Genomic DNA, 12,849 nt, shown 5'->3' on the forward strand with positions numbered 1-12,849 from the left:
CAAGAAGCGTTCATAAGTGTGCGAGCGGGTGACGCGCAGCAACTCATTGGCATTGTCTAGTGGCTATCGGCAGCGATATCCGTTTCTACAGGGGGCAACGCATTGATGAAACTGGCGATGCTGCTGGTGAGTGCGCGGGCCAGGGGCAGGTCTGGATTGTCGTAGGAAGCCAGCTGTTTCTCGAAGTCCATCGGCACAATGCGCATCACGTGGTTCATGCCAGTGATGATCTGTAACTGCGCGTCGGGGTTGGCGGCATGCAGCATTTCCGCATCCTGCACGCTGACCTGGATGTCATGGTCGCCTTGCAGGATCAGCGCTGGCACGCGAACACGGGCGAAGGCTGCCGCGGGGTCCTGGCGAAACAGTGAAATGAGATACGGCTGCACGCTGGTGCGATACAGCACAGTTAGCTCGTCCGACACCTCGGCGACTTGGCGGCCTTCGCGGAGAGCTTCGAGCAGCGCGTCGCTTTCAGCACGCAAGCGGGGCGGCAGGCGGTTGCGCAATTGCTCCTGAAGCAGCTGATCAATGGGGCGGGCACTGCCGGCAATCGACACCAGCGCATCGGCATCGGACTCGGGGCTCGCCAGGCTGGCGATCAGCGCGCCTTCGCTATGCCCGACCAGCACAATGTGGCTGAAGCGCTTGTCCTGGCGAAGCTGGTGGCTCCAGGCAACCACGTCGGCCACGTAACGCTCGACGCTCAGGTCGCGTTCGTGGGGCGTGGCGGCATGGCTGGCGGCGATGCCGCGCTTGTCATAGCGCACGCTGGCGATGCCTTGCTGCGCCAGCGCCTGGGCCAGCTTGCGATGTGCGTCGTTATGGCCGCCACCCGGGTTGTTGCCGTTGCGGTCGGTCGGCCCGGAGCCGGCGACCAACAGCACCACTGGCACCGCTTCGCTGCGTTGCGGCAGCACCAGTGAGCCGTGCAGCACGCCCTGGCCGGTGTCCAGGCTGACCGGCTCGCGCAGGATGGGGGCAGCCTGAGCCAGGCCGGTAAAGAGGGAAAGCGTCAAAAGCAAAGCTCGCAGCATGATGGGAACGGATCTTCAATGGGGTCTGTTGGACGCTGGCGATTGGCCAAAGGTTCGCTCGCGGGTGATCTCCGCAGGTGCGACGGAGTATACTCAGCGGCTTTCTTATCGGGCCTGCTTTTTCGCCGCGGGCTGCTGATCGACCTTTCCTGGAGCCTCGCGCAATGTCCGGCAATACCTTCGGCAAGCTGTTCACCGTCACCACGGCAGGCGAGAGCCACGGCCCTGCGCTGGTCGCCATCGTCGACGGCTGCCCGCCTGGCCTGGACATTTCCATCGATGACCTGCAGCGCGACCTCGACCGCCGCAAACCCGGCACCAGTCGCCACACCACGCAGCGCCAGGAAGCTGACGAGGTGGAAATCCTCTCCGGGGTCTTCGAAGGCAAGACCACCGGCTGCTCGATCGGCCTGCTGATCCGCAATACCGACCAGAAGTCCAAGGACTACTCGGCGATCAAGGACCTGTTCCGCCCGGCCCACGCCGATTACACCTACCACCACAAATACGGCGTTCGCGACTACCGTGGCGGTGGCCGCAGTTCGGCTCGCGAAACCGCCATGCGCGTGGCGGCTGGCGCCATCGCCAAAAAGTACCTGGCCAGCCAGGGCATCGTTATCCGTGGCTATATGAGCCAGCTGGGCCCAATCGAGATCCCGTTCAAGACCTGGGACTCAGTAGAAGACAACGCCTTCTTCAGCCCCGACCCGGACAAGGTGCCCGAGCTCGAGGCCTACATGGATCAGTTGCGCCGTGATCAGGATTCGGTCGGCGCGAAGATCACCGTGGTTGCCGAAGGCGTGATGCCGGGTCTTGGCGAGCCGATCTTCGACCGCCTGGACGCCGAACTGGCCCACGCGCTGATGAGCATCAACGCCGTCAAGGGCGTGGAGATTGGCGCAGGTTTCGCCTCGGTGGCGCAGCGCGGCACCGAACACCGCGATGAGCTGACGCCTGAAGGTTTCCTCTCCAACCAGGCCGGCGGCATTCTCGGCGGTATTTCCAGTGGGCAGCCAATCGTCGCCCATCTGGCGCTCAAGCCGACCTCCAGCATCACCACGCCGGGGCGCTCCATCGATGTGCATGGCAACGCGGCGGATGTGATCACCAAAGGCCGCCACGATCCATGTGTCGGCATCCGCGCTACGCCGATCGCCGAGGCGATGATGGCTATCGTGCTGATGGACCACCTGCTGCGCCACCGTGGGCAGAATGCCGATGTGCGCGTGAATACCCCGGTACTGCCGCAGCTGTGAGCGCTGCTGTAGGGTTGGGCAGGGCGCGTCGTGCTGGGCGAGGCGATACCCAACGCGCAGTCACTTGGGTATCGCTGCGTTCAGCTCAGGCTACGTCATGAATCCGGCCTTGCCGTACTGGCGCCTGTCCGGCTTCTATCTGTTCTATTTCGCCTTGCTCGGCGCCACGGCGCCGTTCCTGGGGCTGTATTTCGCACACCTGGGCTTCTCGCCAGCACGCATCGGCGAGTTGGTGGCCATTCCCATGCTGATGCGCTGCATCGCACCCAACCTGTGGGGCTGGCTGGGCGATTACAGCGGCCGGCGGCTGCTGATCGTGCGCCTCGGCGCGGTGTGCACATTGTTCAGCCTGAGCCTGATCTTCGTCAGCCAGAGTTACGCCTGGCTGGCCTTGGTGATGGCCCTGCATGCGTTCTTCTGGCATGCGGTGCTGCCGCAATTCGAGGTCATCACCCTGGCACACCTGCGCGAGCAGTCGGCCCGTTATGCGCAAATCCGCCTGTGGGGCTCCATCGGTTTTATTCTCAGCGTGGTCGGGCTCGGCAAAGCGTTCGACTGGTTCAGCCTGGATATCTACCCCTGGGCGCTGCTGCTGATCATCAGCGGCATTACCCTGAGCAGTTTTTGGGTGCCGGACGCCCAGCCGCTGGCCTCGTCACAATCGGCAAGCCGTGGCGGCTTCGTGCAGCAACTGAAACAGCCTGGAGTGCTGGCCTTCTACCTGTGCGTGGCGCTGATGCAGTTGTCCCACGGGCCGTACTACACCTTTCTCAGCATCCACCTTGAGCAGCTCGGCTACAGCCGCGGGCTGATCGGTCTGCTCTGGGCCCTCGGCGTGGTGGCGGAGGTGCTGGTGTTCATGGCCATGGCACGCTTGCTCCGGCATTTCAGCCTGCGCCAGGTGCTAGTCGCCAGTTTCGCCATCGCCGCGTTGCGCTGGGTGCTGATGGGTTTTTTCGCTGATCACCTGGCGGTACTGCTGTTCGCCCAGGTGTTGCATGCGGCCACCTTCGGCAGTTTTCACGCCGCCTCCATTGCTTTTGTGCAACGTAGTTTCGGTGCCCGTCAGCAGGGGCAGGGGCAGGCGCTATATGCCTCGCTGGCTGGCATCGGTGGTGCCCTGGGCGCCCTGTATGCCGGTTACAGCTGGAACGGTCTCGGCCCACAGTGGACATTCGCCCTGGCGGGACTGGCCGCGCTGGCTGCAGCCGTTATCATGCTCAGACGCACCGCTGACCCGGCGCAGCCTTGAGGGCGCGCGGGGTCATCTGTCAAACCGAGCTGCCTGCCGGCGGCGAGTACCCAAAGGATTTTTGCCATGAGCCGCCTGAGCGTTCATCACCAGACCAGCCCAGATATTCCAAACAAGGTGCTGGGTCATGCCGAGGACATCACCAGTACGCTGGCTGCGGTCGGCATCGATTTTCGCGTGCTGGATATTGACGTCAAACTGCAGCCCGGTGTGGCGCAAGCCGAGGTCCTCAGCGCGATCGCCGCGCCGCTGCAGCAACTCCAGAGCGATCATGATTTGGGCCACGTGGAGGTCACCAGTATCGACCAGCGCCGCTGGCCGACCGAGCACGACAAGCCTGTCGGTGCGCCACAGGAAATCACCGTGGAAGGCGAGCAGCGCTATCTGTTCCTATCCGGACAGGGGATGCTGAGCCTGCATATCGATGATTACGTATTCGTGCTGCTGGCAGAGCGCAATGCGCTGGTGTCGGTGCCGGCGGGCACCCGCCACTGGTTCGAACTCGGTGAGTTTCCCTATTGCACGATGGTGCGTCTGTCGACGGGCAACGCAGCGGTTGGCAAGCCAAGCGGTGACGACATCGCGGCGCGATTCCCACGTCTGCAAGACTGACCACCCTCAGTCGAACAGCGATGCCTGCGGCCTGGGCACGGCGCCTTCCAGTTCCAGCAGCAGTTGCTTGCGTGGCAGGCCGCCAGCGAAGCCGGTCAGGCTGCCATCGCGGCCGATGACGCGGTGGCAGGGAATGATGATGCAGATTGGGTTGGCGCCATTGGCAGCGCCGACCGCGCGTACCGCTTTGGGCCTGTCGATGCGCCGGGCCAAGGCGCTGTAGCTGTCCAGGCGGCCAAAGGGGATTTCCTGCAGCGCTTGCCACACCGCCTGCTGGAAAGCGGTGCCCTGCGGGTTGAGATGCAGCTCGAAGCGCTGCCGGCGACCACTGAAGTATTCGTCTAACTGACGGCTGACGGCATCCAGTTGCGAGCCCGTGTCGCGCCAGTGCTCACCAATCAGCCAGGGTGTGCGTTCCACCTCCATGAGCAGCTGCTGCAGCCCATGCTCGTCACCGACCATGAAGAGACGACCGATGGGGCTGTCGTGGTAGCGGTAGAACATCCTCAGCCTCCCGAATAGTTGTGCCACAGATGCGCTGCGGCATACGCCCGCCACGGTCGCCACGCTTCTGCGTGGGCCTGAAGCTGGCGAGCCGTGATGCCCGCTGCGCCCCAGATCGGCGCTTTCAGCAGGCCCAGATCGCTGGCCGGGAACGCGTCCGCGTCACCGAAGGCGCGTAAGGCGATGTACTCGGCGGTCCACGGGCCAATGCCGGGCAGGGCGCACAAGCGCTCGATCAGTTCGGCTGCGCCCTGGTTGATATCCAGGCGCAGTTCGCCATTGGCAACCTGCGTTGCGAAGTGCTGCAGGGTTTGTACGCGTTTACCTGGCATGCCGATGCCGTCGAGGTTGGCCGCAGCCAGCGCGGCAGGAGTCGGAAACAGCCGGTCAATTCCTGTCGGCCCGCCATCCAGCGCCTCGCCGAGGCGATTGACCAGGCGGCCCGTAATGGTCACGGCCGCTTTGACCGTGACCTGCTGGCCGACGATGGCCCTCACGGCCTGCTCGAACGCATCGAACGCGGTGGGCAGCCGCAGGCCGGGGTTGCGCGCAAGCATCGGCGCCAGGCGCAGGTCGGCAGCGAAGTGAGCGGCGATAACGGCAGGGTCGGCATCCAGATCGAACATCCGCCGCACACGCTGGACCAGCGCTGGCAGGCAGGCGCTGGCTGAAGCGCTGCAGGTCAGTAGCAGCGCATCCTGGTCGGGCAGGGCAGTAACGCGAAACCAGCCGGTGACGCCTGCGAGGCGAAAGCTGCGGCAGTAGTCGCGCTCGCCCAGGCTCTCCTGCCCGGCGATGGCGCGGAGTTTTAAGTGCTCATGGAACTGCAGCCAGCTCCAAGGCGCCTGATAGGGCAGTTTAATGGTTTCGTTCTGGGTCATGCCGATGACGATAACCGCCAGACCAGCTCTTGTCAGCGTGGAAAATGACTTTCAAACAGACGGCTCGGTTGCCGTATGCACGCAGGGTATTGGCGTATCGAGAATTCTTGTCGACAAAATTTTCACATCCACATGGCCACACTCGCGCGGCTCCGGTCGCCGCGGTTCGTGGTGAGCCGGGCGGCATATGTATTTAGTGGATGATTGAACATGACCCCTTCAGCAGTTCAGGGCACCCCTTCCAACGCTACGCACTCGTTCCAGCCGTTACGCAGCCAATTGCTCTTCACTCTATTCAGCGCTCTGGCGTTGCTGGTGATGTACACCCTGCTGCGCGCCGGCTTGTTGGCCTATAACCGCGACCTCATCGGCGACACGCCGGCAGCGGTATTTGCCGAAGCTTTTTTCAACGGCCTGCGCTTCGATCTCCGTGTGGTGGTGTACGCCTGCGCGCCTTTGCTGTTCGCCTTGTTGAGCACGCGGGCCATGCTCGCTCGCGTATGGCAGCGGATCTGGCTGACATTCTTCGCCAGTGTCACGCTGTTTCTCGGCCTCGCCGAACTGGACTTCTACAAGGAATTCCACCAGCGCCTGAACAGCCTGGTGTTCCAGTACTTGCAGGAAGATCAGGCAACGGTCATGAGCATGCTCTGGAACGGTTTTCCGGTGGCGCGCTACCTGGTCGCCTGGCTCGTCATCACCGGCCTGTTGTGGTGGATGTTCAGCCGCCTCGATCGCGCCAGCCGCGCGGAGCCCGCGCGCGTCGCTGCCAGCCACCGCCCTAAGGTGGCCTGGTACTGGCGTTTTTCGGTGTTTTTCCTGTGCCTGTTGATCGCGGTGATCGCCGCCCGCGGTCACCTGCGCCAGGGCCCGCCGTTGCGCTGGGGTGATGCCTATACCACCGAGTCGATGTTCGCCAACCAGTTGGGCCTAAACGGCACGCTGACCCTGTTCACCGCCGCCCAGGCGACCTTCGGACCGCACCGCGACAACACCTGGCAGTCGACCATGGAGGACGCGCAGGCCCGGCAGATCACCCGCGACATGCTGCTGACGCCGGACGATAAGCTGGTCGACGCAGACAGCGCCGCCATGCGTCGCGTCTACACACCGCCTGCCGACGGCACGCTGCCAATTCGCAACGTGGTGGTCATTCTGATGGAGAGTTTCGCCGGGCACTCGGTGGGTGCGCTCGGCGCGCCAGGCAACATCACCCCGTACTTCGACAAGCTGAGCCAGGAGGGGCTGCTGTTCGACCGCTTCTTCTCCAACGGCACGCATACCCATCAGGGCATGTTCGCGACCATGGCCTGCTTTCCCAACCTGCCCGGTTTCGAGTACCTGATGCGCACACCCGAGGGCGCGCACAAGTTTTCTGGCTTGCCGCAACTGCTGGGTGGCCGTGGCTTCGACAACCTGTATGTCTACAACGGCAATTTCCAGTGGGACAACCAGTCCGGGTTCTTCAGCAACCAGGGCATGACCAATTTCATCGGCCGTGAGGATTTCGTCGACCCGGTGTTCATGGACCCGACCTGGGGCGTGTCCGATCAGGACATGTTTGACCGTGGCGCGCTCGAGCTGAAGACCAATTACGGTGACAAGCCCTTTTATGCGCTGCTGCAGACACTCTCCAATCACACGCCTTATGCATTGCCCAAGGACCTGCCCGTGGAGCCAGTGCTGATTAACGGCAAGGAAGACCTGCATCGCACTGCCATGCGTTATTCGGACTGGGCGTTGGGGCAGTTCTTCGAGAAGGCGCGCAAGGAGCCGTATTTCAACGAAACTCTGTTCGTGGTGGTGGGTGATCACGGCTTTGGCGGCTTCGATCAGGTCACCGAAATGGACCTGCAGCGCTTCAACGTGCCGCTGCTGTTGATCGCTCCGGGAATCCAGGAGAAGTTCGGCAAGGTCAGCCATACCGTCGGCACCCAGGTCGACATCGTGCCGACCATCATGGGCCGTCTTGGTGGTGAAGTTCGTCACCAGTGCTGGGGAAGGGATCTGCTCAATCTGCCCGAGGGCGACGGAGGCATCGGTGTGATAAAGCCCTCGGGCGGTGATCAGACAGTGGCGATCGTGACTGCCGACCATGTGCTGGTGCAGCCCAAGGATTTCGATCCGCGTTTCTATCGCTACAGCCTGGGCGCCAAACCGACTGCCGAGCGTATCGAAGGGCCGGTTGACGAGCTTCTGAAGCAGCGCCTTGAAGGTTTCCTGCAGACGGCTACCAAGAGCTTGCTGGACAACACGGCGGGTGTGGTAGATGGGATGCCGGACAAGCCATAGCGCCGATGCACCGGCCCGCACGTGTTAGCCGCAGGTACAACGCGAGTGCAACCCCGGGTGTCGCTGCGCTCGACCCGGGCTACCGAAATGGCGCGGGCCGAGGCTGACAGAGGTTGGCTCCTGCAGCGTGGGTTAGCCGAAGGCGTAACCCGGGATCGCAGGCATAACGCGATTGCGACCATCGGGTCGCTGCGCTCGACCCAGGCTACTCCAACCGATTTGCTGGCGAATGGCTGCCTAGCCTCCGACCTGGCGATACAGCCACAGGTACCGCGATAGGCGAGATCAACTGCTCGCCCATCGTCGTGTCAGCTGCAGTCTTCCACATAGAACACGGCCGGCGGCATGCCGATACGCCAGCGCGTCACGATGCCGTCCTTATCAACCTGGAAAATCAGGCGCGCTTCGGTATCGGCGTAAGGCTTGACGATAAAGTCGCGAGCGCCTTCGTCGTACTTGTTCGGCTGTTCTTCGTAGTGGCCTGGGAATGTGGCGCGTATTTGTTGGGCACTGCTGCCGACCTGCAGCCCGCGTGGTGCTTTGCGCTCACGACTGGCAACGTCGTAACGCACAAAAGCCCCGTTCTCCAGCATGAACGAGATGCCGAAGTCATTGGCCGGTCGCGGGTCTTGAAACAGCTGACGGCAGCTGTCTGAGGTACCGCCACCGTCGCGCAGGGCACCTTTCCAGGCCGCCCGCACGGCCGCTTCGTCTGCGCCGAAGCGAGCACTGGCGAAACCGGCAAAAGGGCTCAGGTCCACAATTTCCTGCAGCTTTGGTGGGCTGCTCTGGGCAGCGGAGGCAGTCTTGGCAGGGGTCTTGTCGGCGTCGCTGCAGGCGCTGAGCGCCAGAATGCTGGTCATCAACATCGTAGAAATGAAAAGCGTGCGTCTCGCCATGAAATCCAACCTTCGTCTTGAATGAGAACGGGCGCATCAATGTGCGACCGGGTCTGCTGGGCATGAGACCGGCTGAAGTGGGGCGTTTGCGCGCCTTAGCGTAGGAGTGGAGTGGCCCGCTGCGTATGCGGGCCACTCGTTACGGCCTCATGCTGCGTGGTGTTTGGCCGCGTGATCGGGAAAAAGGTCCCGATTTTTATCAAGGTGCTGATCGACCAGCCATTTGCCGTGGGCTAGGGAGGCGTGCTGGGCTTTGCTCAGGTCATCCAGAAAGGCGCCATTGACCGGTAATGCCATGCGCCGAGTGGTTCGCCCATCCGGCGCGGTGATCCGGCAACCGCCTGCCCAGGGCGTTGGTATGCCAGGATGTTCCATCACCTCGGCGCTGATACGGTGGTCACGGTGGGTGCACTGTAACGTACTCATAGCGGATACCTCGCGTATCGGGCTCGCAGCGGCCGCCCGAATCTCTCTTCGAATACGGCCAACTGACGAGCATGGTTTGCTTCTTTGGTATATCACACAGGCTTCTGGTGGTAAGGCGAGCAGACGAACGTGAAAGTTTCTTCACGCAAGCTACTGACCTCGAGACGATTGCAGGTCTATTCTGAGCATGACGCGGCTATCGCCGATGGCGTGCCGCGTTCGTCGGAGCGGTCATGCCGACGAGAAGTTGCTCGAGTCGCGGGCTTGTGCCCGGTGTCATCACGGCGTGCCCTGGTGGCATGTTGAGTCGGATCACGGCACCGCCGGTGATCCAGTCCTTCGCCTGATGGAGATCAACGTTATGAGCACAATCATGCACGATGAAGTCGGTGGTGGCGTTCTGCGCAGGATGAAAGAAGGCGGGTTCGATTTTGCCAGCGTTCATCCCATCGAGTTCTACGCGATATTTCCCGATGAAGAAGGTGCCGTCAGGGCCACCCGCAACTTTCGCGGTGAGTCGCTGCACGCGCTGGTGACCGAGCGCGATGACGGAGGCTGGTACTTGCAGGTGAGCAAGGTGATGCATGTCACCCAGATCGGTATCGGTGATTTCGAGCAGGACATGGAGTCCGTGGTCAGCCCGCTGGGCGGCAAGCTCGACGGCTGGGGCGTGACGCAGGAGCTCTAGGCCCGGTATTCCAGATGTTGAGCCCAGGCATCACGCCAGCACGGCTTCTGACTGTCCCGCCTGATCGGGCAGGGCAGTCAGGTACCTTCCTTCCACAACTGCACCAGATCATCAGGGGCTCCCTCTTCGGGAACCTGCAGGACGAGATCGCGCTGGGTATTTTGCTGACAAAACTGCAATTCGATGCGGTAGAAACGCCGGTCTGCGGCACCGGCATTTCCCTCCGTGGTTACTGGTAGACACGTTTGCAGCACCGAGCAGACCTGGTCCCGCTGATCAGGGTTGCATTGTGCGAAGTCGATTTCGCGTGGACGACTGAGCGCAGTGACGGCGGCGAATCCCCCTTGCCGGGAGATTCTTACGATGGCGTCGGTGCCGAGTTCCGGCAGGCGCTTCATGATTTAACTCCAACGCCAACGTCTTCCCAGGCCCTCGCGACCGCTCGAAGCTCTGCCGACGCTTTGCCGAAACGCTGTGCTGCGTTGTCGACGCACAGCTGGGCGAAATCGAGAAATTGCGCATCGTTGGTCAAGCGCGCATCACACAAGGTGTCGTACCAGATCTGCCCGGCTTTTTTCCAGGCGTAGCCGCCCATCGCCATGGCGGCAAGGTAGAACGCACGATTGGGAATGCCGGAGTTGATATGTACGCCGCCGTTATCGTCCCGCGTTTCGACGAATTCTCGCATGTGGCCAGGCTGTGGATCCTTGCCAAGTAGCGGGTCGTCATAGGCGCTGCCCGGCGTTGACATGGACCGCAGCGCACGGCCATTCACGGCATCGGTCAGCAGCCCGGCGCCGATCAGCCAGTCGGATTGCTGAACGGTCTGTTTGAGGGCGTATTGCTTGGTAAGAATGCCAAAGACATCAGAAACTGATTCATTCAGCGCCCCTGATTCATTGACATAAACCAGAGCGGCCTCGCTTTCGATAACGCCGTGGGCCAGCTCATGGGCAACCACCTCAAGCGCGACAGTGAAGCGGTTGAAGATTTCACCGTCACCGTCGCCAAATACCATCTGCTCGCCATTCCAGAAAGCGTTTTCGTAGGCCTTGCCATAATGCACGGTACCAATCAGTGGGAAGCCTTGGCCGTCCATGGAGTGCCGCCCAAATACGTCCCAGAAGAACGCATAGGTGGCACCGAGCGCCGTATAGGCTTCATCGACTGCCGCGTCGCCGCTGTCGTCCTGGCCTTCACGCCTGCGCAGTACACCGGGTAGAAGCATCTGTTGCTCGGCATCGTGAATGCTGCGATTTGGTTGCCCTGGTGCGGCGCTTTCACTGGCGGTCTGCGGCTTGGCCAGCTGTGGCGCACCGGGATTTTGGCGCAGGGCCTGAACATGACTGAGGGTGCCACGTGCGCTGGCGCGCTGGCGCTCGGAGCCGTGACCAATGATGCGATCCAGGATGTACGGGGGTATGACGCTGCGGTCCATCCGATGCTCCTTCTGCGCAAGCAGAGAAAGGAGGGCTGCACAAACGCGCAGCTTCTATTGAAGTGAGAGCGCCGTTTAGCCTCGATGTTTCACAACTCGTAGCTTGGTGGACGGATGGTGCCCCACCGCCTGCCTAGCCCTATAGCGCTGCGTATTCTGGCGCCCCATCCTGTAGATATAAGGGCTGAAGGTTTGCGCATGGCCCTGTTATGGCTTGCAGCCAACTACCCACCGCTTCACGATGACTGCTTTTATCCGAGGGATGGCCATGCTGGCTGAGTTGTTCGCTGTACTGTCGCCGGTGATCATCGTCGCGGGCATCGGCTATGCCTGGGCGCGTAGCGGCCAGAATTACCCCACTGAGTTCATTGCCCGGCTGGTGCTCTCCATCGGTACGCCCAGTCTGGTGCTGGCAACTCTGAGCCGCACCGATCTTGATCCCCAGGCGTTCATCAGCATAGCGCTAGGCTGTGTGTTGGTTACCGGGTGCATGGGGTTGATTGGTTTACTGTTCAGCCGCTTGTTTCGCCAGCAATGGAAAGTCCTGGTACCGGCTTTTCTTTTTCCCAACACAGGCAACATGGGTTTGCCCATCAGCCTCTACGCATTCGGTGAGCATGGCCTGGCACTGGCTGTTGGGTTCTTTCTGACGCTGTCGATTTTCCAGTTCACGGTAGGCATCGCACTTTCGGGCAATGCCGCGTCGATGCGTGACCTGCTGCGTAACCCAATCCTGATCAGTCTGTTTTTGGCGCTGCCGATCATTTTCTTCGATCTGCAGCTGCCGCGCTGGCTGGGCAACACTGTCAGCCTGCTGGGCGGTATGACCATTCCACTGATGCTGCTGACGCTGGGCGTGTCGCTGGCCAGCATTCGCATGCGCCACCTAGGCTCTGGGCTCGGGTTGGGAGCGCTGCGTATTTTGCTGGGAGCTGCAGTCGGGTGGGGTATCGGCGCTGCTCTGGCACTCGAGCCGCTCACCCACGCGGTCTTGGTGGTGCAGTCAGCGATGCCGGTGGCGGTGTTCAACTATCTGTTTGCTGTGCGCGCTAACCGTTCGCCCGAGCAAGTTGCCAGCCTGGTGTTGTGCTCTACCATCCTGGCCATTGGTTTGCTGCCGCTGATTCTGGCGTGGTGGATGCCCTTGGTGAACTGAAGGCCAGCTCAGCCGATCATCCGGCTCAGGTTGGGCAGAATCAGCAGTACAGCAGTGGCGAAGAGAATCATCCCTGCCTGACGGAATTTGGGTGTCTTGAACATGGCCGTTGCCTTTTTGATTGTTGTGGTGGGCCGGTGTATGCCGTATCCCCATAATCGCCCCGGCAAGACCCGGCGGCGTATGACTTCACTGTAGGTTGGCAACTCGTTTCTTAATAGACCCGTTGGTTTCTAAAGAGCCGCTTTGAGCTATCACACAGTTATGGAACCCTTTCAAGGTTCTGCGCACTCCCTGTGCCAGACGCAACGCGGGTTTACGCGCGCCTGGCAAACGAGAGATACCGTTCGTCAGGATTGACAGCGCTAAGTTTCAAGGCATAAAAAAACCGGCTCTTGGGCCGGTTCT

At 61.7% G+C, this 12,849-nt stretch carries 13 protein-coding genes; 6 read left to right on the top strand and 7 right to left on the bottom strand.

The genetic code is table 11. From position 1 onward, the window contains the following. Positions 1-56 precede the first annotated feature (56 nt). Positions 57-1,037: an alpha/beta hydrolase family protein gene (locus tag BLS60_RS13845; RefSeq protein WP_208597306.1), complete on the bottom strand. Its 981-nt coding sequence runs from the start codon at positions 1,035-1,037 to the stop codon at positions 57-59. A 164-nt stretch (positions 1,038-1,201) separates the two neighbouring features. Between BLS60_RS13845 and aroC the strand changes: the two genes are divergently transcribed. The 3 genes from aroC (at position 1,202) to BLS60_RS13860 (ending at position 4,157) form a co-directional block, all read left to right on the top strand. After that, entirely contained in the window at positions 1,202-2,293 is a 1,092-nt protein-coding gene (aroC, locus tag BLS60_RS13850; RefSeq protein WP_092369076.1) for a chorismate synthase, read from the top strand. Positions 2,294-2,390: 97 nt separating this feature from the next. Beyond that, entirely contained in the window at positions 2,391-3,545 is a 1,155-nt protein-coding gene (locus tag BLS60_RS13855; RefSeq protein WP_092369079.1) for an MFS transporter, read from the top strand. Positions 3,546-3,611: 66 nt separating this feature from the next. Beyond that, entirely contained in the window at positions 3,612-4,157 is a 546-nt protein-coding gene (locus tag BLS60_RS13860) for a hypothetical protein (RefSeq protein ID WP_092369082.1), read from the top strand. A 6-nt stretch (positions 4,158-4,163) separates the two neighbouring features. Here the strand turns inward: BLS60_RS13860 and BLS60_RS13865 are convergent, their stop codons facing one another. Further along, positions 4,164-4,661, bottom strand: coding sequence for a methylated-DNA--[protein]-cysteine S-methyltransferase (locus BLS60_RS13865; protein WP_092369085.1), 498 nt, complete (start codon positions 4,659-4,661; stop codon positions 4,164-4,166). Positions 4,662-4,663: 2 nt separating this feature from the next. Further along, on the bottom strand, positions 4,664-5,542 hold the full coding sequence (locus BLS60_RS13870) for a DNA-3-methyladenine glycosylase family protein (RefSeq protein WP_092369088.1): 879 nt from the start codon (positions 5,540-5,542) through the stop codon (positions 4,664-4,666). Positions 5,543-5,752: 210 nt separating this feature from the next. Between BLS60_RS13870 and BLS60_RS13875 the strand changes: the two genes are divergently transcribed. Further along, a complete protein-coding gene (locus tag BLS60_RS13875; protein WP_092369091.1) occupies positions 5,753-7,834 on the top strand; it encodes an LTA synthase family protein in 2,082 nt (693 codons plus the stop codon). A gap of 308 nt (positions 7,835-8,142) precedes the next feature. Here the strand turns inward: BLS60_RS13875 and BLS60_RS13880 are convergent, their stop codons facing one another. Both BLS60_RS13880 and BLS60_RS13885 read right to left on the bottom strand, forming a co-directional pair. Beyond that, the gene (locus BLS60_RS13880) at positions 8,143-8,697 is read right to left on the bottom strand and encodes a hypothetical protein (RefSeq protein WP_143024603.1); all 555 of its coding nucleotides are present in this window, start codon (positions 8,695-8,697) and stop codon (positions 8,143-8,145) included. A 183-nt stretch (positions 8,698-8,880) separates the two neighbouring features. After that, positions 8,881-9,159 (bottom strand): hypothetical protein, encoded by a 279-nt coding sequence (locus BLS60_RS13885; protein ID WP_083328747.1) that lies wholly within the window; start codon positions 9,157-9,159, stop codon positions 8,881-8,883. A gap of 361 nt (positions 9,160-9,520) precedes the next feature. On the opposite strand from BLS60_RS13885, the gene BLS60_RS13890 reads away from it, so the two are divergent. Continuing rightward, positions 9,521-9,847 (top strand): ribonuclease E inhibitor RraB, encoded by a 327-nt coding sequence (locus tag BLS60_RS13890; protein ID WP_070883435.1) that lies wholly within the window; start codon positions 9,521-9,523, stop codon positions 9,845-9,847. A 77-nt stretch (positions 9,848-9,924) separates the two neighbouring features. On the opposite strand, the gene BLS60_RS13895 is transcribed toward BLS60_RS13890, so the two are convergent. Together BLS60_RS13895 and BLS60_RS13900 are read right to left on the bottom strand one after the other, a co-directional pair. Next, the gene (locus tag BLS60_RS13895) at positions 9,925-10,245 is read right to left on the bottom strand and encodes a protealysin inhibitor emfourin (RefSeq protein WP_092369097.1); all 321 of its coding nucleotides are present in this window, start codon (positions 10,243-10,245) and stop codon (positions 9,925-9,927) included. Next, positions 10,242-11,285, bottom strand: coding sequence for a M4 family metallopeptidase (locus tag BLS60_RS13900; protein ID WP_092369100.1), 1,044 nt, complete (start codon positions 11,283-11,285; stop codon positions 10,242-10,244). The genes BLS60_RS13895 and BLS60_RS13900 overlap by 4 nt, the downstream gene beginning before the upstream one ends. A gap of 268 nt (positions 11,286-11,553) precedes the next feature. On the opposite strand from BLS60_RS13900, the gene BLS60_RS13905 reads away from it, so the two are divergent. Next, on the top strand, positions 11,554-12,441 hold the full coding sequence (locus BLS60_RS13905) for an AEC family transporter (protein ID WP_092369482.1): 888 nt from the start codon (positions 11,554-11,556) through the stop codon (positions 12,439-12,441). The last annotated feature ends 408 nt before the right edge of the window (positions 12,442-12,849 follow it).

The sequence above is a fragment of the Phytopseudomonas seleniipraecipitans genome (assembly GCF_900102335.1).
In the GTDB taxonomy this organism is placed as follows: Bacteria; Pseudomonadota; Gammaproteobacteria; order Pseudomonadales; family Pseudomonadaceae; genus Aquipseudomonas; species Aquipseudomonas seleniipraecipitans.

Excerpts from the sequence above, each read along its gene's own strand:
- BLS60_RS13895 (WP_092369097.1), bottom strand. The coding sequence starts at position 10,245 with ATGAAGCGCCTGCCGGAACTCGGCACCGACGCCATCGTAAGAATCTCC.
- BLS60_RS13885 (WP_083328747.1), bottom strand. The coding sequence starts at position 9,159 with ATGAGTACGTTACAGTGCACCCACCGTGACCACCGTATCAGCGCCGAG.
- BLS60_RS13900 (WP_092369100.1), bottom strand. The coding sequence starts at position 11,285 with ATGGACCGCAGCGTCATACCCCCGTACATCCTGGATCGCATCATTGGT.
- BLS60_RS13905 (WP_092369482.1), top strand. The coding sequence starts at position 11,554 with ATGCTGGCTGAGTTGTTCGCTGTACTGTCGCCGGTGATCATCGTCGCG.
- BLS60_RS13875 (WP_092369091.1), top strand. The coding sequence starts at position 5,753 with ATGACCCCTTCAGCAGTTCAGGGCACCCCTTCCAACGCTACGCACTCG.
- BLS60_RS13890 (WP_070883435.1), top strand. The coding sequence starts at position 9,521 with ATGAGCACAATCATGCACGATGAAGTCGGTGGTGGCGTTCTGCGCAGG.
- BLS60_RS13880 (WP_143024603.1), bottom strand. The coding sequence starts at position 8,697 with ATGACCAGCATTCTGGCGCTCAGCGCCTGCAGCGACGCCGACAAGACC.
- aroC (WP_092369076.1), top strand. The coding sequence starts at position 1,202 with ATGTCCGGCAATACCTTCGGCAAGCTGTTCACCGTCACCACGGCAGGC.
- BLS60_RS13855 (WP_092369079.1), top strand. The coding sequence starts at position 2,391 with ATGAATCCGGCCTTGCCGTACTGGCGCCTGTCCGGCTTCTATCTGTTC.
- BLS60_RS13870 (WP_092369088.1), bottom strand. The coding sequence starts at position 5,542 with ATGACCCAGAACGAAACCATTAAACTGCCCTATCAGGCGCCTTGGAGC.
- BLS60_RS13865 (WP_092369085.1), bottom strand. The coding sequence starts at position 4,661 with ATGTTCTACCGCTACCACGACAGCCCCATCGGTCGTCTCTTCATGGTC.
- BLS60_RS13845 (WP_208597306.1), bottom strand. The coding sequence starts at position 1,037 with ATGCTGCGAGCTTTGCTTTTGACGCTTTCCCTCTTTACCGGCCTGGCT.
- BLS60_RS13860 (WP_092369082.1), top strand. The coding sequence starts at position 3,612 with ATGAGCCGCCTGAGCGTTCATCACCAGACCAGCCCAGATATTCCAAAC.